Source organism: Thermocrinis minervae, from assembly GCF_900142435.1.
GTDB lineage: Bacteria > Aquificota > Aquificia > Aquificales > Aquificaceae > Thermocrinis_A > Thermocrinis_A minervae.
Genome location: NZ_LT670846.1, coordinates 653,577 through 671,115, shown reverse-complemented (window position 1 = coordinate 671,115; position 17,539 = coordinate 653,577). Strand labels below are relative to the sequence as shown.

Here is a 17,539-nt window from a genome sequence, read left to right as displayed (position 1 = left end):
AAGGGATGGACATACAGCAAGCTCTTTACCCAAATGTAACACTCTTCTTTCAACTCATTCTGTTCCTAGTGTTTGTCTTCTTGGTCAACCTGCTGTTAGTCAAACCATATACGCAGGCCATACAAGAGAGGGAAAGGTTAACATCCCACAACCAAGGTAAGGCAGAGGAGTTTTTGGCTCAAGCCAAAGACCTTATAGACAAAGCAAAGGAGATCCTTGAGAAGGGAAGACAAGAATCAAACGCTATACTGGATCAGGCTAGAAAAGAGGCAGAGAGGGAAAGACAGGAAAGGCTTTCCCAAGCAGAGGAAGAAGTAAAGAGGCAGATAGAAGATGCAGTTAGAAGCATAAGGGCCCAGCTTGAGCAAGAAAAGGCCAACGTGGATGCTCATGTGAAGGCTCTTGTAAAAGATATAGTCTCCAGGATAACGGAGGAGGCAGCATGAGTGAAGCTTCACACCACGCATTAGAGCTCTTCTGGAAGGGTTTTAACATACTTCTCTTCCTGGCTATAGTCTACTACTTTGGTAGAAAACCTATATCCCAAGCCTTCAACGAATTTTTCCGTAAGCTCACAGAAGGTTTAGATAGCTCAGAAGAAACCCTAAAAAAAGCTCAAGAAGAGTATGAAAGAGCAAAAGCTCAGTATGAAGATGCTCAGAGGAGATACCAAGAACAGCTAAAGCTTGCCAAAGAAACAGCAGACTACATAAGAGAAGAAGAAAGAAGGAAAACAGATCAAATGGTAGAGAGGATAAAAGAGAAAGCCAAAGAAGCCATAGAGGTAGAGCTCACTAGGGCAAAAGAAGAGCTATACAGGTATGCTGCACAGAGAGTAAGGGAAGAAGCGTTTGCTACGCTTAAGGAAACTTTTAAAAACCCAGAGGTTCAAAAGAAGTACCTTGAGAGATCTCTAAAGCTTTTGGAGGCTGAAAGATGAACAGAACACACATAGCTTCTCAGATAGCAAAGGCCTTCCTCAAAAGAGTTAAAGATGACAAAAAAGCTCTGAGTAATCTTTTGGACTTCCTTACCTTCCTTGAAAGCTCCTACAAAAGGGTGAAGGAGATAAAGGCCTTTATGCTTAACCCTACTGTACCAAAAGAGGAAAAGCTTAAGTATCTAAAGACTCTGAGAGAAAAGTTTGGTCTACCAGAGGCTGTAGACGGTGTACTGGAGCACGTAATAGATCTGAATGCTATACGTTTCATAAGCGACGTGAAAAGAATATACGCAAAGGAGATGGAAAAAGAGCTTAGAATGTCCAGGGCAAAGCTCATAACAGCCCATGAGATTCCTTCCGAGTATATAGCAAGGATCTCCCAAATCCTTAAACAAAGGCTTGGAAGGGAGTTTGAGCTAGAGCTACAGAAAGACGAAAACCTAATAGGTGGTTTTGTAGTAGTAACGGATTCTTTCGTACTGGACGCATCTGTTAAAAGAGCTTTAGAAAGATTAGGAACTCTATAAACCATATTTGTTCTGAAGGAGGTAAGGAAAGCATGGAAAGGACCCTGATAATCATTAAACCTGATGCCGTTGAAAAAGGTGCAATAGGTAAAATTCTGGACAGGTTTATCCAGGAAGGCTTTACCATCAAAGCTCTAAAGATGTTTAGGTTCACAAAGGAGCAGGCCCAAAAGTTTTACATAGTGCATAAGGAGAGACCTTTTTACGGTGAGCTGGTGGAATTTATGACCTCTGGCCCTGTGGTTGCTTGTGTGCTTGAAGGTCAGAACGCTATAAGCAGGGTAAGGGAGATAATAGGTCCCACAGACAGTGAAGAGGCAAGAAAGGTAGCTCCCAACTCCATAAGGGCATTGTTTGGTACTGACAAAGGTAAGAATGCCATCCACGCTTCGGACTCACCAGAGTCAGCAAGTTACGAGATACCCTTCATATTCTCTGAACTTGAAATCTGCTGAGGGACTCTCTAATAGCCTGCACTATTTCTAGGACGTACCTGAGATCCTTAAGGGGAAGCATGTTGGGTCCATCTGACAGTGCCCTGTCCGGGTCTGGATGGACCTCCATGAAGAGTCCATCGCAGCCTACAGCTACAGCTGCCTTTATAAGCGGTATAACAAATTCCCTCTGGCCAGAAGATCTATCACCTGCACCGCCCGGCAGTTGTACACTATGGGTGGCGTCAAAGATAACCCTGGTAAAGTTCCTCATTATGACCAAACTTCTAAAGTCTACCACCAGGTTGTTGTACCCAAAGCATACACCCCTTTCCGTAATGTAATAATCCTTACATCCTACATACTCAAGTTTTTCAACTACGTTTTTTACGTCCCATGGGGCCAAGAATTGACCCTTCTTAACGTTTACCGTCTTGCCGCTTCTACCAGCCTCAAGAAGCAAGTCTGTTTGCCTGCTTAAAAAGGCAGGTATCTGTACTATGTCAACCACCTCTGCCACAGGCTTCACTTGGTAAGTCTCGTGAACATCAGTAGTTACCTTTAGACCAAGTTCTTCTTTTACTCTAGCCAAGATCTTTAGACCTTCATCAAGCCCAGGACCTCTGAAAGACTTTACAGAAGACCTGTTGGCCTTATCGAAGGAGGATTTAAATACAAAGTCAAAACCCTTGAACTCCTCTGACAACCTCTTTAACTCTGTTGCTACTTCGAACACTACTCTCTCGTTCTCTATAACACACGGACCTGCTATTATGAGCATCCTATAGTTCATCGCTGAATATAACCTCCGGTATGGGTGCCTTTATGATACCTGTCTCTTTTCCCATGTTAAGCAGGAGCCTTACGCTCCTCCTTCCGTCTTCTCCGTAGTCTATGGTCCTTTCGTTCACGTACATGCTGACAAACCTCTGGGTTCTGTCTGGATCCTCCTTTATATCCCTGGCGTACTCTCTAGCGTAAGAAAGAGCTATATCCTTGTGCTTCAATGCGTACTCCACACTCCTTCTCATGACCCTTTCAACCTTCCTTATGTTCTCTAGACCTAAATCCTTTCTTACAACGTTGCATCCTAAAGGTAGCGGAAGCCCTGTCCTTTCTTTCCACCATGCTCCCAGGTCTACCACTTTAAAGAGTCCCCTGTCCTGGTAGCTTAGCTGTCCCTCGTGTATGACAAGACCTGCATCTACAAGGCCTTCCTGTACAGCATCCATTACCTTGTCAAAAGGTAAGACTACCTCCTCAAAGTCTGGCTCGTAGAGCTTCAAGACCAAGAAGGCAGTAGTTAGCTTGCCAGGGACTGCTATCTTCAGGCCTTTCAAACTCTGGAGCTCTTTCTTGCTAACCACTATGGGACCATACCCGTCACCTACGCTACCACCGCTCGGCAACACTAGATATTTATCCGCCACGTAAGGGTAGGCATGGAAAGATATGGCAGAGACTTCGTATGTACCCTTTAGAGCTTCCTCGTTTAGGGTCTGTATGTCTGCGAGGATGTGTTCCACTTCTAGGCCTTCTGTGTCTATAAGACCTTTGACCATAGGGTAAAACATAAAGGCATCGTCCGAATCTGGACTATGCGCTATCCTAATCTTCATCTCTTCTACCTCTAAAGAGCTCTGGTAGCCTCAGAAGGTATAAATATATCCTCCTCCACCTAGTCCATTCAATGGCTGGGAGGTTTGCGCCGTAGACCTTACCAGGTTCAAGGTCATAGGCCACACCAGACTTGGCTGTGACCGTAACACCATCCCCGATTTTAACATGGTCTGCAACACCCACCTGTCCCGCCAGTATCACATCTCTTCCTGTCTTAACACTACCAGACAAACCTACCTGCGAGACTAATACGTTCCTTTCCCCTACTTGACAGTTATGCCCTACCATAACCAGGTTGTCTATCTTGGTATCCTTCCCTATCTTTGTGCTGTCTATAAGAGCCCTGTCTACAGTAGTATTTGCCCCTATCTCTACATTATCCTCGATCACCACGTTGCCTATATGTTGCAGCTTATAGATACCTTCTTTAGTTATATGGTATCCAAATCCGTCGGCTCCTATCACAGCCCCGCTGTGAATCCTTACCTTCTTACCTATTACCGTCCTTGGGTATATGTGTACCCCGCTGAAGATAACGCTTCCCTCACCTATATGGGAGTAATCCCCTATGTAAGAAAAAGGGTAGACCTTTACTCCGTCCTCTAGAACAACTCCCCTACCTATGTACACAAAGGGACCTATGTAAACATCTCTACCTATGGTTACACCATCTTCTATGTGGGCTTTCTCTGAGATTCCCACAGGATGTTCTTCTGTGTAGAAGTGCTCAAGGGCTTTCGCGAGGGCAAGCCTAACGTCCTTTACCAGTATATGAACTTTATCCTCTAGAGCTTCAGACACTACAGGAATGCATCCTTCAGGAAGGTTTAAAGCCTCTTCTCTGTTTCTGCAGAAGACAAGGGTACCTTTTTTAGGATGTTCTACGGAAGATACGCCGTAAACCTCCAGGTCTTCAGGTCCATAGAAGGTACCTTCAAGCAACCTCGCTACCTGCGAAAGCTTCATCTACTTTGATCTAACCTGTTTATGACCTCTTTTGTTATGTCAAGCTCCGGTTGTATATAAAGGAAGGCACCACAATCAAGTATACCAGTGTAACCCTTCTCTTTAGCTATTTGGCTTCCTATATTCCTGACTTGTGCAAGAAGCTCACTTTCTAGTCTACTTTTGAGCTCCATAAGCTCAGCTTGGGCCTTCTGTTGAAGCTCTATGCCTTTTGCCTCAGTCTGTTGATATTCTTTTATCTTTTGTTCCCTTGCCTGCTGGCTTATACCCTTGCTCTGAATCTGGTTCTTGAGTTCCTCGAGTCTTTTATTTACCTCTTGCAATTGACTTTGATAATCCTGAGCCTTCTTTTTTAGCTCTTCTTGTTTTTGAGCTACCACCTTAGATTCAGCTATTATCCTGTTAGGGTCTACACATACAAACTTCTGCTCTGCATAGGCAAAGCTTCCTACCAACAACAAAATTAAAAGTCTCTTCATGATTACCTCCTTCTTGTCATTATACTGCCTTTTCGTATATGTATTTGGGTTTTGTTCTATTTTTCACAGTTTGTTCATCTACGATCACCTTCTTTATACCTGGTATGGAAGGTACCTCAAACATAACATCCGTCATGATCTCTTCGAGGATGGCCCTAAGACCCCTTGCACCCGTCTTCCTTCTTATGGCCTCTCTGGCTATCTCTCTTATTGCTTCCTCTGTGAACTCAAGCTCTACACCGTCCATAGCAAGGAGTTTCTGATACTGCTTTATTAGAGCGTTCTTTGGCTCCACCAAGACCCTCATCAAATCTTCTTCTGTTAGCTCGTGCAACACAGCTATAACTGGAAGTCTTCCTACAAACTCTGGTATGAGACCGAAGTGTATGAGATCTTCAACCTCTACAAGATCTAGGATGTGCTGGTCTTCTTTGAGGTTCCTTATTTGAGATTCAAACCCTACTACAGATTTGCCCAGCCTCCTCTTTATTATGTCCTCCAGGCCTACAAAAGCTCCTCCGCAGATGAAAAGTATGTCTGTGGTGTCCACTTGTATAAACTCCTGGTGTGGGTGCTTTCGTCCACCCTGAGGTGGTACATTGGCTATGGTGCCCTCTAGTATCTTAAGAAGGGCCTGCTGCACGCCTTCACCAGAAACGTCCCTAGTTATAGATGGGTTTATACCAGACTTTTTGGCTATCTTGTCTATCTCATCTATGTAGACTATACCTTTCTGGGCAAGTTTAACATCGTAGCCACAGTTCTGCAGGAGTCTGACAAGTACGTTCTCTACGTCCTCTCCCACATAACCAGCTTCTGTAAGGCTTGTTGCATCTGCTATGGCGAAGGGCACATCCAGGAGCTTGGCTAAGGTTCTTGCTAAAAGGGTTTTGCCTGAGCCTGTAGGACCTATAAGCAGTATGTTGCTCTTTTCCACTTCTGTATCTTCCATGTTCAGACCTAGCTCCTTGTTCCTTATCCTCTTGTAGTGGTTGTAGACTGCTACTGAGAGTATCTTCTTTGCTTTCTCTTGGCCTATAACGTACTGATCTAAGTACTTCTTTATCTCCTCTGGCTTGGGTAGATCCTTAAGGGTACGTGGTTGTAGTTGTTTTTTGTGCTCCTGGACTAGCCTGTAGCCTGCTTCCACACATCTGTCGCATATGAAAGCATCACCTATGCCAGATATCAAGAAGAGAACATCTCTCGCTGGTGAGCCACAAAAGGAACACCTATCTTCTATATCCTTCTGCTTCATCTTACTGCCTCTTCTCTATAACCTTGTCTATTATGCCGTAGGCCATTGCCTCTTCTGGAGACATAAAGTAGTCCCTCTCTACGTCTCTTTCTATCCTTTCTAGTGGCTGCCCTGTGTGTTTGGCCAGGATCTGGTTTAAGAGGTTCTTTATCCTCCTTATCTCCTCAGCGTGGATTATTATGTCAGTAGCTTGTCCTGATATCCCACCTAAGGGTTGGTGGATCATTATCCTCGAGTGTGGGAGTGAATACCTCTTACCGGGAGCACCAGCAGCCAAAAGTACTGCTGCCATTGAAGCCGCTTGCCCTATGCATATGGTAACTACATCGGGTTTTATGTACTGCATCGTATCGTATATGGCAAGGCCAGCTGTCACAGAACCACCGGGCGAGTTTATGTACATGTATATGTCCTTTTCTGGGTCCTGAGCCTCCAAGAAAAGGAGCTGAGCTACTATTAGGTTTGCCACATGGTCATCTATAGGATAGCCAAGCAATACTATCCTGTCCTGCAGAAGCCTTGAGTATATGTCGTAAGCCCTTTCGCCCCTGGGTGTCTGCTCTATTACAATGGGCACTAGCTGATTAAGAAGATTGTCCTTCATCCTTATTTTCCTCCTCTTCTGTTACTTTCACCTTAGACAGAAGATCTTCAAAGGCCTTCTGCCTTATTAGATCCTTCCTTATCTGCTCTTCCAAACCCCTTTCCTTTACATACTCTTTGAACTCTTCCTTTGAGGTATTGTAGCTGGATGCCAGCTCCTCGTAGTATTTTTCGAGCTCCTCTTGGCTTACTTCAAAACCCTTCTCCTGGCTGTACTTCTCTAGTATGTACCTGAGCTTTATGTTCTGGACTGCAAAGGGGAGGAGTTCTTGAGATAGGAGTCTTATGTCCACGTACCTTGGATCTACACCTAACTGTTTTAGGGTCTCTAACCTTCTTCCTACTAGGAAGGAAAGCTCCCTTGAGAGGAGTGTTTTGGGAACCTCAAAGTCGTGCATCTGCACAAGCTTCTGTACCAAGGCCTCAGATATGGCCTGCTTCCTCAGGCTTTCTATCCTCTCTTCTAAGGATCTTCTTATCTTCTCTTGAGCTTCCTCCCAAGTTTCACCTAAACCCGCTTCCTTTGCAAACTCATCGTTAAGCTCTGGTAACTTCTTCTCCTTTACTGCTTTTACTACAAGTTTTACCTTTGCCTTACCCACAGGTTTGCCTTCGGTGCTGTAAAGGTCTAGCTCTTCAAATACCAGCTCATCTCCCTCTTTTTTGCCTATGAGCTCCTTTTCTATCTCCTGTCTTAGCATCCCTTGACCGACTATAGCAGAAGTCTCGTCCTTGATAACTTCACCTGAGCTCAGTTCTTCTATCTCATAGTCCAACACCACTAAATCCCCTTCCCTTATCTCTCTGTCTACAGGTTCCCATACGGCATGTTCTTCTCTGAGCTCTTCTATGGCTTTTCTGAGCATTTCATCGTTTAGCTTTATGGGTTTTATGGTTACCTCCAAATTGCTAAGGTCTTTAAGCTCAAACTCTGGCTGTGTTTCAAAGGAAACTTTGTAAGAGAGCTTTAAACTTCCTTCGTCCAGCTGGATATCCTCCAGGTATATGTCGGCTACAGGTTCCACGTTTGCCATCTTGATGGCCTCGTGAAGGGTAGCATCTGCTACCTTCTTGCCCGTTTCTTCCTTTATGGTTTCCTTGAACCTTGCCTTTATTATCCAAAGGGGTGCTTTACCTCGTCTAAAGCCTTCTACCTCTGCGTTTTCCATTAAGTACTGGTAGACTTCCTTAAGGGCGTTGTCCACTATAGCACCTTCTACCTCTACCCTTAGCTCTTTGAAGAGGCCTTCTCTAGGCACTAATTCTACCTTCATTCCTTCCTCCAGGTTTTTATGCGGGTGGAGGGAGTTGAACCCTCACGGCCTTACGGCCACGGGATCCTGAGTCCCGCGCGTCTGCCAATTCCGCCACACCCGCTTTATGAAATTTAAATTATAGCTCAAAGTCCTTGAGGTACTTAGCCCTACTTGGATGTCTAAGCTTTCTTATGGCTTTGTTTTCTATCTGCCTTATCCTCTCCCTTGTGACGTTGAACATTTTGCCTATCTGTTCCAATGTGTACTCGGTACCATCAACCAAACCGTACCTGTACATGAGTATCTCTCTTTCTTTCTCTCCCAGGGTTTGTAGCACCTTTATGAGATGTTCTCTCAGTACCCTACGGTGAACTTGTTCCTCTGGAGATGGTACGCTTCTGTCCTCTATAAAGTCCCTCAGGTGTGTATCTTCATCGTCCCCTATAGGTGTGTCAAGGGATATGGGCTCTTGTGAAGATTTTAGGACCCTCTTTACTTTTTCCACAGATATTCCCAAACGCTGAGCTAGTTCTTCAGGCGTTGGTTCTCTACCATGGTCTTGGAAGAATTTTTTGGCTTCTCTGTTTATTTCATTCATTGTCTCTATCATGTGTACGGGTATACGGATGGTCCTGGCCTGATCTGCTATGGCCCTAGTTATGGCCTGCCTTATCCACCAGGTGGCGTACGTGGAGAACTTGTATCCTTTCCTGTAGTCGTATTTATCTACTGCTTTTATAAGGCCCATGTTTCCTTCTTGTATGAGGTCTAAGAAGTGCAGGCCTCTGTTTACATACTTCTTGGCTATGGATACCACAAGCCTTAGGTTACATTTGACCATAACCTGTTTAGCTTGGACTACTTGCGTCCTTCCTTCCTTTATTATGCTTATAACTCTATCGAGCTCTTCTGGTAGAATACCCATTTTGTTTTTAAGTTCATTTATTTCCTTCTTAAGGGTTAGGTACTCATCCCTGAGCATTTGAAACTTTACAAAATCGTAGCCAAGTCTCTCTGCCCTTTTCTGGAGCTCCTTATTACTGTCGTAGAGCTTTATGAGTTCATCTACGTTAGGATGGATCTTTTCTAGCTTTTCCTTCCTTAGCTTATATTCTCTGAGCTTCTTCGTATACTTTTGGTAAAGGTTTAGGAGCTCGTCGGCTATGCGTTCAAACTTGGAATATTTAAGATGAAGCTCTTTCAGTATTCTGTTCATGCGTGCGTGCTTTTTCAAATATTCCTTTTTGTATTCGGGTGTAGGATATTTAAGGTAGAGCTCTCTCCACTGCAATGCTTCCTTGTAAGCCTTCGCTAGCTCAAGACCCTTATCCATGAAGTATCTTTCTAACTGTTCTTGAGTTTCTTCGTACTCTTCTACTGTCTTGCTCGTGTCCATGGTGTCCATAAGGTCCACGGCCTTTACCTTACCGTTGCATACGTTGGCCCATTCTGTTAGGACCTTTTCTACAAGGAAGGCTGTTCTTAAAAGGCCTCTTCTCATTATTTTTCTTCCTCTTTCTATCTGTTGCGCATAGAATATCTCCTCTTCTCTGGTGAGGAGTGGTATTTTACCCATATCCCTCATGTAAAGCTTTACAGGGTCCCCATCCTTTGCGGAAGAGTACAGACCATCTGTTGAGACAGTAAGTTCATCTTCTTCATAATCTAGGGTAACATCTTCTTCACTCTCTACTATCCTTACACCCCTCTCTTGTAAGAAATCCATTACCTCTTCGTAAATCTCCGGATCGGTGATATCTTTACCTAGCGCTTCACTAAGTTCTGCATAGGTTACATACCCTTTCTCACTGAGCCCTATAAGTTTAGCCAATAGTTCCCTATCTACCATGACCATAACCTCCTATCAAAAGGTCTATAATTTATTCCTGGGAAAGTACTTCTTCAACTTCTTCGTCAGTGACCTGTCTGAAGTCTCTGTAGAAGATGCCCACAGCAAAGGAAGAGTCTCCTACAACGTGATAGCAGTAAACTTTATCAGCTACCTTGGTGAGCCTTTGGATAGTGCTTGCAGGACACACAGGCGCGGCCACGTATATACTCTTGGCTCCCTTTCTTCTTAGATAACCTATGCCTGCGAGAACAGTAAGACCTGTCGCTATCCCATCGTCCACTATAAGCAGTTGCTTACCCTCTGGATCTATAAGAGCTTTCGCAAACCTTCTTTCTCTTTCTCTTATCTTTTCCAGCTCGTTCCTGACCACCTTCTTTATGTCTTCCTCGGAGAGTCCAAAGTAGTCTACCGTACTTTGGTCTAGATAGACTTCACCGTCTGGATCTACAGCACCGAAGGCGAGTTCTGGGTTTGAAGGTACACCTAGCTTTCTTACAAGGAGCACACCCAAGGGTTTGCCTAAGGCCCTTGCTACCTCTTTAGCTACAAGTACACCCCCCCGTGGTATTCCGAGCACAACATCAACATGGTTTTGTACCATGTTTTCCTTTAAGTACTCTCCCAAAAGCTTACCTGCATCAGCCCTGTCAAAAAAGGTCATATAATTAAACTTTATTTACTCCGACAAATCAGACAAGTCAGGCAAGCCGTAGGAGGGTGTGGTGAAGCTTAAAGTTGTCTACTTTGGTTCTAGCCTTGCCGGAAAGAGTACAAACGTAAAGATGCTCAACAGAATCCTCAGGGAGAAGGGCATGGCTGGGGAGCTGGTGAGCATGGAGACGGATGAACAGAGAACGCTTTTCATGGAGATGTTTGTAAGCAACGTAAAGGTCGATGACCTTGAGCTGGATATAAAGGTCTTGACCACTCCAGGACAGTTTAGACTCCACCCATTGCGAAAGGTAATCCTCAAAGGTGTGGATGGTCTTGTCTTCGTAGTAGACAGCTCAAGAGAGAGGGCGGATGTCAACTTTTTGGTGCTAAGAGAGACGGCAGCCGTTCTAAAGGAGCTTGGTGAGAATCTTATGGACTTTCCCGTGGTGGTACAGTACAACAAGAGGGACTTGCCCGACGCCATGCCCATAGAGGACATGGAGATGAGGTTCAACCCATGGGGTGCACCTTACGTGGAGGCTGTAGCCGTAGAGGGTAAAGGTGTTTTGGAAACCTTCAGACTTATCCTATCAAATATCTTGGTAAAGAGGTATGCAAAGGGTTAAAGTATACGGAGATCTTAGTACGGATAGCGTTGACTGGAGGGGGTTGCTTGCTGACTTTTCAGAAAGGAGGCTAACAGGCTACATAAAGCTTACTTACTGGGATAGGGAGGATTATCTCATCCTGGTTGAAGGTAGCTTGAAAGAAGGTCTTAGGAAGATTAAAGGTAGCAATATCGTACACATTAACCCTAGCCAGTACGTACCATCTGGTTCTGGAATAATAGACGTTTTTCAGACTACCCTCTGTGTAGTCCATCGTATGAGGAGCTTTAAAGACATGCCCTTGAGCCCTTACACCTTTGCTGGGTACGGCACTCTTGCCTTTCCCTACGTTAAGCTCGCGAGCATAAACCTAGCTAAGCTACTTCAAAACATAAGAAATGTTGGCCTTTACGGTTATGCTGTCTTTAGTACCGTACATGACATAAAGCTTATGGTTGTCTTTCAAGATGGTACGCCTATACTCTCTTACTACGACGATGGCTACAACCTTGAAAGATACCAAAGCCTTATGCTCTCTCCATCGGAGGTCTTTCTTGAGGTATACTCCACGGACAAAGAGTTACCCCTACTGCTCTACTCCATGCGTACAATCAGGGAAGTAAAAAGAGAAGAGTTCAAGAGTTCTATGGCAGGCATACATGTAACGGAAGTAGACAGAGGGTCCCGCTTCTACGTTTTTTACCATAGGAGTAGGCCTGTCCTTTGCATCCGTTCTCACCTGGAAGGTTTTGATCACCTGGAAGAGTGTCCCCCAGCAGATACAGGTACCTTCTTCTCCATGCAGATAGAGTATAGCCCACAGCCCATAGAGATAAGGTTTACAGAACCTTCACCTTCTTCTAAGATCAATCCAGGGTCTGTGCTTGAGCTAAAGAAGTACTTCACGGAAGAGATAGGGCCCATAGGACCGCTCATATGGAACAAGGTACTAAAACACTTAGGCCTTTCGGAGGAAAGCATGGATGAAGAGTCTTTCAAAAGGCTTATAGATGCCCTTTACATGGAGATACCTGACAAGCTGCATGCAGAGAACTTTCTAAAAAAGGCCAAGGGTATAGTGTTATAATCCTTTAGAGTGAAAACTCCCTTCTACAGCATTCACAAGGACATAGGCGCTCGTTTTACGGATTTCAACGGCTGGCAGATGCCACTAGATTATGGATCGGTAAAGGATGAGGTACTTGCCGTCAGACAGTCTTGTGGCATCTTTGACGTATCCCACATGGGCAGGTTCCTGGTAAGGGGTTATGAAGCTTTACAAAAGCTAAACTACCTTACCACCAACAACCTCCAAAAGTTAAAGGTGGGTAAAGTCCAGTACAACCTTATAACCAACGAGAAAGGTGGGATAAAGGATGATATCACCGTCTACATGCTTTCAGAGGATGAGCTTCTACTCTGTGTGAACGCAGGCAACAGACAAAAGGTTAAAGAGCATCTGAGCAACTTCGTGGAGGTTCTGGACATTTCTCAAAACTTGCTTCAGATAGCTGTCCAAGGCAAAGAAAGCCCTGAGGTTATCTCTAAGTTCTTTCCCGTAAAAGACCTAAAGTATTATCACTTTAAGAGAATGGACGACTTTATAGTATCAAGGACTGGATACACGGGCGGACCGGGATATGAGATATACGGGCCTGTGGACAGAACGCTGCAGCTCTTTAGAGAACTGCTAAACTACGCAAGGCCGTGCGGTCTTGCCGCGAGGGACGTGCTCAGGATAGAGGCAGGCTTTCCCCTCTACGGGAAGGAGCTTTCTGAAGATATAACACCATTAGAAGCAGCGTTGGATAAGTTTGTGGACTTTGAGAAGGACTTTTTGGGAAAGCAGGCCATGCTTTCAAAAAAGGTAGAGAAAAAACTCTTCGGGTTGGAACTCTTGGAGAGAGGGGTACCGAGGAGCGGCTACAGAGTGTTGCACGAGGGTAAGCCAATAGGGGTAGTTTCAAGCGGCACTTACTCGTACACACTAGACAGAGGTATAGCCCTATGTTTTGTGGACGTAAACTTCAGACAAGAAGGCCTTGAAGTTGAGGTTGAAGTAAGAGACAGAAGGTTGAAGGGAAGGCTTAGAAGCTATCCCTTCGTCAAGGCATGAAGCTTCTCGTAGTAGAGTCTCCCACAAAAGCAAGAACTATAAAAAAGTTCCTAGGTGAAGGATGGTGGGTCTTTGCAACCAAGGGACATGTAAAAGATCTTCCTGAAAACGAGCTTGGTGTAGACTTAAACACCCTTGAGTTTAGGGTAGTTTTCGTCAGGGGTAAAAAGAAGCTCCTGGATGAACTTGCAAAAATAGCCAAGAGGGCAGAGGAAGTTTACATAGCCACAGACCCAGACAGGGAAGGAGAGGCTATCGCCTACTGGGTCTGGGACTACCTTAAAAGGTTCAACAAAAACATCTGGAGGATAGCCTTTTACGAGATATTACCTTCCGCCATAAAGAAAGCCCTACACGAGAAGAGAAACATAGACATGAACTTAGTCTACTCACAGTTTGCGAGGCGTGTGTTGGACAGGCTTATCGGCTATCTTATCTCACCAAAGGCAAGCAAAGACCTAAAGACCACCATCTCAGTGGGTAGGGTTCAAAGCCCAGCCCTAAGGCTCATAGTTGAAAGGGAGGAACAGATTGAAAACCACAAAAAGAAGAAAAGTTATTACATAAAAGCAGTTTTTGAAAAAGATGGCATTACCTTCCAAGCTACACTGCCCTATAGGTTTGAAAAGCCATCCAACGCAGAACCCTTCCTTAACAAGGTAAAAGATAGCCTTTTCATGGTCAAATCCTTTAGCATTAAGGAGGAGAGAAAGCCACCACCCAAACCTTTCAACACGGCCGAGTACCTAAAAGAGGCAAACCAGAGGTTAGGGCTTACAGTAAAAGAAGCTCAACAGTTGGCCCAGAAGCTCTACGAGCTTGGCTACATAACCTATCCAAGGACGGACAGCCACAGGATAAGCGAAGAAAAGCAGAAGGAGTTCCTTTCCTATATATCAGACACATACGGAAGAGATTACGTGGGGAAGCCAAGAAAGTTCAAAGAAAGGCAACACTCTCAACTTGCCCATGAGTGTATAAGGCCTACAAGGTTAGATTTGTTACCCTCAGAGATTAAGGAAAGGCAGGTGTTTGACCTTATAAAGGTTAGGACTCTACAAAGCCTTATGGCTGACTGGATCATAGAGGATCAGAAGGCCATTTTGGTACCTCTATCTGCCGAAAACCTCGAGTTTGAAGCTGAGGGCTTCAGAACTCTATTCCCAGGCTGGACCATCTTTGAAAGGGTACAGGACCAAGCACTCCCACCTTTAGAAGAAGGCCATATCCTAAAACCAAAAAAGGTGTTCTTAGAAGAAGTTGTCTCTAAACCTCCAGAGAGGTACACAGAAGGAACTCTAATAAAAAAGCTGGAAAGCCTAGGCATAGGAAGGCCATCCACCTATCAAACGCTGGTGGATACTTTAAAAAGTAGAAACTACGTAGTAGTGGAAAAGGGAAGGTTAAAACCCACAGGGCTTGGACGCACTCTAGTGAGCTACCTTATGGAAAACTATCCAAGACTCGTGGACTATGGCTTTACCAAACTTATGGAAGACAAACTTGATGAGATAGAGGAGGGAAGGAGAGACTGGAAGGAGCTAGTCAGAGAACTCTACCAGACGGCTATCCTCCGATGACCACTATGGCACCCGGTCTTTTTATCCTCGGTGCTAACACCTCCATTACTCTGAACTCATGGACCATGTTGGAAGTCTCTACGTAGACCAGGGTCATGTCCATACCTATTACTATGTCCATGTTCTGCGGGCCTGCTGATAGGAGTATGGCCTTTCCTTCAGGAACTATAGGTGTATAGAAGACTTCTTTTACTAGCTTCTTTATCTGTTCAAGCTCCAGAAGACCTGTGTTATGGTAGACTCTGTTTAGCTTAAAGTAATCTTTAGGGTTTAGAAGAAGGTAGTAAGGTCCAAAGAAGCCTGAGTTGGCAAGTTTGGAAATACCAAGGGCTACATCGTTGAAGGCGTTACCCATAACGTCCCAATCGCTCATGGAAAGGGTCTGCCTTCCTTCTACAGAGAGAAGACCTTCTATACCCAGCTCTGGATTCCCGTGTATTATCAGAGTGTCCTCTGCCACAGCTGTAGCAAAGGCACACGCGGAGGCAGCTGAAGTATCCAAAGGCAGGTTAAACTGGCGGGAGTACTCTAAGTCTCTCCAGCTTATGGCAAAGGGTTTGTATATGGTGGGAAGGACTATATGCTTCCTTATCCCAGTCCTTATGGGTTCGCACCTCTGGGCCTCTTCTCCAGGTCTCACCTCGCAGCTACCTGGTTCTACACCTAGAAAGACATCGTAAGATATGAGCTGATGTCCTACTCCTATCGGACCTACTACAGGCATGAACCTTCTACATACTAAAACGTTTTTGGCAGTGCTTATGATGGCATCTTCAAGGAGCTTCCATTCTTCCACCGTAAGGGGAGAGTTTTCAACGCCAAAGAATTCCATAATATACCTCCCTTCCTATAGATTTTATTCCACGGTTACAGTCTTTGCCAGATTCCTCGGCTGATCCACGTCAAGACCCAAAAAGTCAGCTATGTAGTAAGCGAAGAGCTGTGTAGGTATCACAGTCAAGAAGGGACTCAAATCTTCTTCCACATGGGGTATGCTTATGACATCCTTTGCCTTCTGTCTAAGATGCTCATCACCTTCAAAACCGATAGCTATCACATTACCCTTACGGGCAAGTACCTCCTCCACGTTGGACAAGATTTTCTCATAGGTACGATCTCTTGGAGCTATCACAAAGACGGGCATTTTCTCATCTATAAGAGCTATGGGACCGTGTTTCATCTCACCAGCTGGGTAGCCTTCAGCGTGTATGTAGGATATCTCCTTCAGTTTTAAAGCACCCTCCAAAGCTATGGGATAGCTCAGGTACCTTCCAAGGTATAGCATGTTTTTGGCACTACTGTAAGATAGGGCTATCTTCCTTATATCCTCAGCCCTAGACAGGATTTCCTCCATCAGGGATGTAACAGAAAGGAGCTTTGCCATGAGTTGTTCCCTTTCCGGTGATTGGCTTACAGCAAGGCAGTAAAGTGCAGCTAGCTGCGCGGTAAAGGTCTTTGTAGCCGCTACCCCTATCTCTGGACCGGCATGCGTGTAAAGAGTATAGTCTGACTCTCTGTCCAAAGCACTACCCACCACGTTGACCACTGATACAAGGAAGGCTCCCTTTTCCTTTGCAGCAAGGGCAGAAAACCTCGTGTCGGCTGTCTCGCCTGACTGGGATATGGCCAGAACTAGGTCCTTCTCGTTTATAGGGTTGTCCGAGTATCTAAGCTCTGAAGCATACACCACTTCTACCGGTACCTTCGCATACTTCTCTATCCAGTATTTGGCTACGAGGCCTGCATGGTAGGATGTACCACAAGCGGTTATGAGAACTCTCCTGAACTCATTCAAAGAAACAGGCAGCGTGTACTCTCTTGATATAAAACCCTTTATGGTATCCGCCGTAGTCCTCGGCTGTTCAAATATCTCCTTCAGCATGAAGTGCTTAAACCCACCCTTCTCGGCAGATATTATGTCCCAAGGTACTTCTATGACCTCCTTCACTACCCTGTTACCTTCAAAGTCGTATATGTCCACGCTGTCCTTCCTCAGGTCGGCAACTTCACCGTCCGATAATGGTATCACCTTCTTGGTAAAGGGCAGGAGTGCTGGTATGTCTGATGCTATAAAGTTCTCACCATCACCCAAACCCACAACGAGTGGATTGCCATGTCTAACCCCCACTATCCTGTAGGGCTCTAAGCTTGAAAGGACTACAAAGGCGTAGGCTCCTTTTAGCTTGGGAAGTACGCTTAAAACTGCCTCAAGTAGATCACCCTTATAATTCAGAGCTATAAGATGGGCTATAACCTCTGTATCAGTTTGAGATCTAAACTCCACACCTTGCTTTGTTAGCTCCTGCTTTAGCTCCAAGTAGTTTTCAATTATGCCGTTATGGACCACTGCAAACTGTCCTTTCATATCCGTGTGGGGATGCGCGTTAATCTCGCACGGTTCACCGTGAGTGGCCCAACGTGTATGACCTATACCAACTGTACCCTTTAAGGGTTTTCCCCAAAGGCTTCTTACGAGCTCCCTTATCTTTCCTACCTTCTTCTCTACAAAGAGCTTCTCGTCCTCTATAAGGGCAACTCCAGCAGAGTCATATCCACGGTACTCTAGCCTTTCAAGACCTTGAAGGAGTACAAAGATAGCAGGATTATCTCCTACGTAACCTATTATTCCACACATGCTTTTAT

19 protein-coding genes and 1 tRNA gene are annotated in these 17,539 nt (G+C 45.0%); 8 read left to right on the top strand and 12 right to left on the bottom strand.

Annotated features, from left to right (window positions below; all coding sequences use genetic code 11):
* Positions 1–5 precede the first annotated feature (5 nt).
* From B5444_RS03695 to ndk, 4 genes are read left to right on the top strand one after another with little or no spacing between them, the layout of a single operon-like run.
* The gene (locus B5444_RS03695) at positions 6–446 is read left to right on the top strand and encodes a F0F1 ATP synthase subunit B (RefSeq protein WP_079653890.1); all 441 of its coding nucleotides are present in this window, start codon (positions 6–8) and stop codon (positions 444–446) included.
* Entirely contained in the window at positions 443–940 is a 498-nt protein-coding gene (locus B5444_RS03690; protein WP_079653889.1) for a F0F1 ATP synthase subunit B, read from the top strand. Before B5444_RS03695 ends, B5444_RS03690 begins: the two co-directional genes overlap by 4 nt.
* On the top strand, positions 937–1,470 hold the full coding sequence (gene atpH, locus B5444_RS03685; RefSeq protein ID WP_079653888.1) for an ATP synthase F1 subunit delta: 534 nt from the start codon (positions 937–939) through the stop codon (positions 1,468–1,470). Before B5444_RS03690 ends, atpH begins: the two co-directional genes overlap by 4 nt.
* 32 nt (positions 1,471–1,502) lie before the next feature.
* Positions 1,503–1,925, top strand: a complete 423-nt coding sequence (gene ndk / locus B5444_RS03680; protein ID WP_079653887.1) for a nucleoside-diphosphate kinase — start codon at positions 1,503–1,505, stop codon at positions 1,923–1,925.
* Here the strand turns inward: ndk and kdsA are convergent.
* From kdsA to B5444_RS03630, 10 genes are all read right to left on the bottom strand, one after another.
* Complete coding sequence (kdsA, locus tag B5444_RS03675; protein ID WP_197680861.1) at positions 1,897–2,697, bottom strand: 3-deoxy-8-phosphooctulonate synthase; 801 nt, start codon at positions 2,695–2,697, stop codon at positions 1,897–1,899. The genes ndk and kdsA overlap by 29 nt on opposite strands.
* Positions 2,687–3,523: a menaquinone biosynthesis family protein gene (locus B5444_RS03670; RefSeq protein ID WP_079653886.1), complete on the bottom strand. Its 837-nt coding sequence runs from the start codon at positions 3,521–3,523 to the stop codon at positions 2,687–2,689. Before B5444_RS03670 ends, kdsA begins: the two co-directional genes overlap by 11 nt.
* Positions 3,513–4,490 (bottom strand): UDP-3-O-(3-hydroxymyristoyl)glucosamine N-acyltransferase, encoded by a 978-nt coding sequence (gene lpxD, locus B5444_RS03665; RefSeq protein ID WP_079653885.1) that lies wholly within the window; start codon positions 4,488–4,490, stop codon positions 3,513–3,515. Before lpxD ends, B5444_RS03670 begins: the two co-directional genes overlap by 11 nt.
* Positions 4,487–4,969 (bottom strand): OmpH/Skp family outer membrane protein, encoded by a 483-nt coding sequence (locus tag B5444_RS03660; RefSeq protein ID WP_079653884.1) that lies wholly within the window; start codon positions 4,967–4,969, stop codon positions 4,487–4,489. Before B5444_RS03660 ends, lpxD begins: the two co-directional genes overlap by 4 nt.
* A 19-nt stretch (positions 4,970–4,988) precedes the next feature.
* Positions 4,989–6,227 (bottom strand): ATP-dependent Clp protease ATP-binding subunit ClpX, encoded by a 1,239-nt coding sequence (gene clpX / locus B5444_RS03655; protein WP_079653883.1) that lies wholly within the window; start codon positions 6,225–6,227, stop codon positions 4,989–4,991.
* 1 nt (position 6,228) lies between these two features.
* Positions 6,229–6,831, bottom strand: coding sequence for an ATP-dependent Clp endopeptidase proteolytic subunit ClpP (clpP, locus tag B5444_RS03650; RefSeq protein WP_079653882.1), 603 nt, complete (start codon positions 6,829–6,831; stop codon positions 6,229–6,231).
* Positions 6,812–8,104, bottom strand: a complete 1,293-nt coding sequence (gene tig / locus B5444_RS03645) for a trigger factor (protein WP_079653881.1) — start codon at positions 8,102–8,104, stop codon at positions 6,812–6,814. Before tig ends, clpP begins: the two co-directional genes overlap by 20 nt.
* A gap of 19 nt (positions 8,105–8,123) precedes the next feature.
* Positions 8,124–8,207: transfer RNA gene (locus B5444_RS03640), tRNA-Leu, on the bottom strand.
* Positions 8,208–8,222: 15 nt separating this feature from the next.
* Positions 8,223–9,935 (bottom strand): RNA polymerase sigma factor RpoD, encoded by a 1,713-nt coding sequence (rpoD, locus tag B5444_RS03635; protein WP_079653880.1) that lies wholly within the window; start codon positions 9,933–9,935, stop codon positions 8,223–8,225.
* A 31-nt stretch (positions 9,936–9,966) separates the two neighbouring features.
* A complete protein-coding gene (locus tag B5444_RS03630; protein WP_079653879.1) occupies positions 9,967–10,599 on the bottom strand; it encodes a phosphoribosyltransferase in 633 nt (210 codons plus the stop codon).
* 61 nt (positions 10,600–10,660) lie between these two features.
* On the opposite strand from B5444_RS03630, the gene B5444_RS03625 reads away from it, so the two are divergent.
* Genes B5444_RS03625 through topA form a run of 4 tightly spaced genes read left to right on the top strand, consistent with a single transcriptional unit; the run spans position 10,661 to position 14,896 of the window.
* On the top strand, positions 10,661–11,218 hold the full coding sequence (locus B5444_RS03625) for a GTP-binding protein (protein ID WP_079653878.1): 558 nt from the start codon (positions 10,661–10,663) through the stop codon (positions 11,216–11,218).
* The gene (locus B5444_RS03620; protein ID WP_079653877.1) at positions 11,205–12,287 is read left to right on the top strand and encodes a DUF8082 domain-containing protein; all 1,083 of its coding nucleotides are present in this window, start codon (positions 11,205–11,207) and stop codon (positions 12,285–12,287) included. The genes B5444_RS03625 and B5444_RS03620 overlap by 14 nt, the downstream gene beginning before the upstream one ends.
* A 9-nt stretch (positions 12,288–12,296) precedes the next feature.
* Positions 12,297–13,316, top strand: coding sequence for a glycine cleavage system aminomethyltransferase GcvT (gene gcvT / locus B5444_RS03615; protein WP_079653876.1), 1,020 nt, complete (start codon positions 12,297–12,299; stop codon positions 13,314–13,316).
* Positions 13,313–14,896: a type I DNA topoisomerase gene (gene topA, locus B5444_RS03610; RefSeq protein ID WP_079653875.1), complete on the top strand. Its 1,584-nt coding sequence runs from the start codon at positions 13,313–13,315 to the stop codon at positions 14,894–14,896. Before gcvT ends, topA begins: the two co-directional genes overlap by 4 nt.
* Here the strand turns inward: topA and B5444_RS03605 are convergent.
* Both B5444_RS03605 and glmS read right to left on the bottom strand, forming a co-directional pair.
* Positions 14,883–15,728, bottom strand: coding sequence for a family 1 encapsulin nanocompartment shell protein (locus B5444_RS03605; RefSeq protein ID WP_079653874.1), 846 nt, complete (start codon positions 15,726–15,728; stop codon positions 14,883–14,885). The two genes, topA and B5444_RS03605, sit on opposite strands and share 14 nt — an antisense overlap.
* Before the next feature lie 24 nt (positions 15,729–15,752).
* Positions 15,753–17,531 carry a glutamine--fructose-6-phosphate transaminase (isomerizing) gene (gene glmS / locus B5444_RS03600; protein ID WP_079653873.1) on the bottom strand — a complete coding sequence of 593 codons (1,779 nt, stop codon included), beginning with the start codon at positions 17,529–17,531 and terminating at the stop codon, positions 15,753–15,755.
* Positions 17,532–17,539 lie beyond the last annotated feature (8 nt).

Coding starts and splice junctions, on each gene's coding strand:
- B5444_RS03695 (WP_079653890.1), top strand. CDS start 6: ATGGACATACAGCAAGCTCTTTACCCAAATGTAACACTCTTCTTTCAA.
- B5444_RS03690 (WP_079653889.1), top strand. CDS start 443: ATGAGTGAAGCTTCACACCACGCATTAGAGCTCTTCTGGAAGGGTTTT.
- atpH (WP_079653888.1), top strand. CDS start 937: ATGAACAGAACACACATAGCTTCTCAGATAGCAAAGGCCTTCCTCAAA.
- ndk (WP_079653887.1), top strand. CDS start 1,503: ATGGAAAGGACCCTGATAATCATTAAACCTGATGCCGTTGAAAAAGGT.
- kdsA (WP_197680861.1), bottom strand. CDS start 2,697: ATGAACTATAGGATGCTCATAATAGCAGGTCCGTGTGTTATAGAGAAC.
- B5444_RS03670 (WP_079653886.1), bottom strand. CDS start 3,523: ATGAAGATTAGGATAGCGCATAGTCCAGATTCGGACGATGCCTTTATG.
- lpxD (WP_079653885.1), bottom strand. CDS start 4,490: ATGAAGCTTTCGCAGGTAGCGAGGTTGCTTGAAGGTACCTTCTATGGA.
- B5444_RS03660 (WP_079653884.1), bottom strand. CDS start 4,969: ATGAAGAGACTTTTAATTTTGTTGTTGGTAGGAAGCTTTGCCTATGCA.
- clpX (WP_079653883.1), bottom strand. CDS start 6,227: ATGAAGCAGAAGGATATAGAAGATAGGTGTTCCTTTTGTGGCTCACCA.
- clpP (WP_079653882.1), bottom strand. CDS start 6,831: ATGAAGGACAATCTTCTTAATCAGCTAGTGCCCATTGTAATAGAGCAG.
- tig (WP_079653881.1), bottom strand. CDS start 8,104: ATGAAGGTAGAATTAGTGCCTAGAGAAGGCCTCTTCAAAGAGCTAAGG.
- rpoD (WP_079653880.1), bottom strand. CDS start 9,935: ATGGTAGATAGGGAACTATTGGCTAAACTTATAGGGCTCAGTGAGAAA.
- B5444_RS03630 (WP_079653879.1), bottom strand. CDS start 10,599: ATGACCTTTTTTGACAGGGCTGATGCAGGTAAGCTTTTGGGAGAGTAC.
- B5444_RS03620 (WP_079653877.1), top strand. CDS start 11,205: ATGCAAAGGGTTAAAGTATACGGAGATCTTAGTACGGATAGCGTTGAC.
- topA (WP_079653875.1), top strand. CDS start 13,313: ATGAAGCTTCTCGTAGTAGAGTCTCCCACAAAAGCAAGAACTATAAAA.
- B5444_RS03605 (WP_079653874.1), bottom strand. CDS start 15,728: ATGGAATTCTTTGGCGTTGAAAACTCTCCCCTTACGGTGGAAGAATGG.
- glmS (WP_079653873.1), bottom strand. CDS start 17,531: ATGTGTGGAATAATAGGTTACGTAGGAGATAATCCTGCTATCTTTGTA.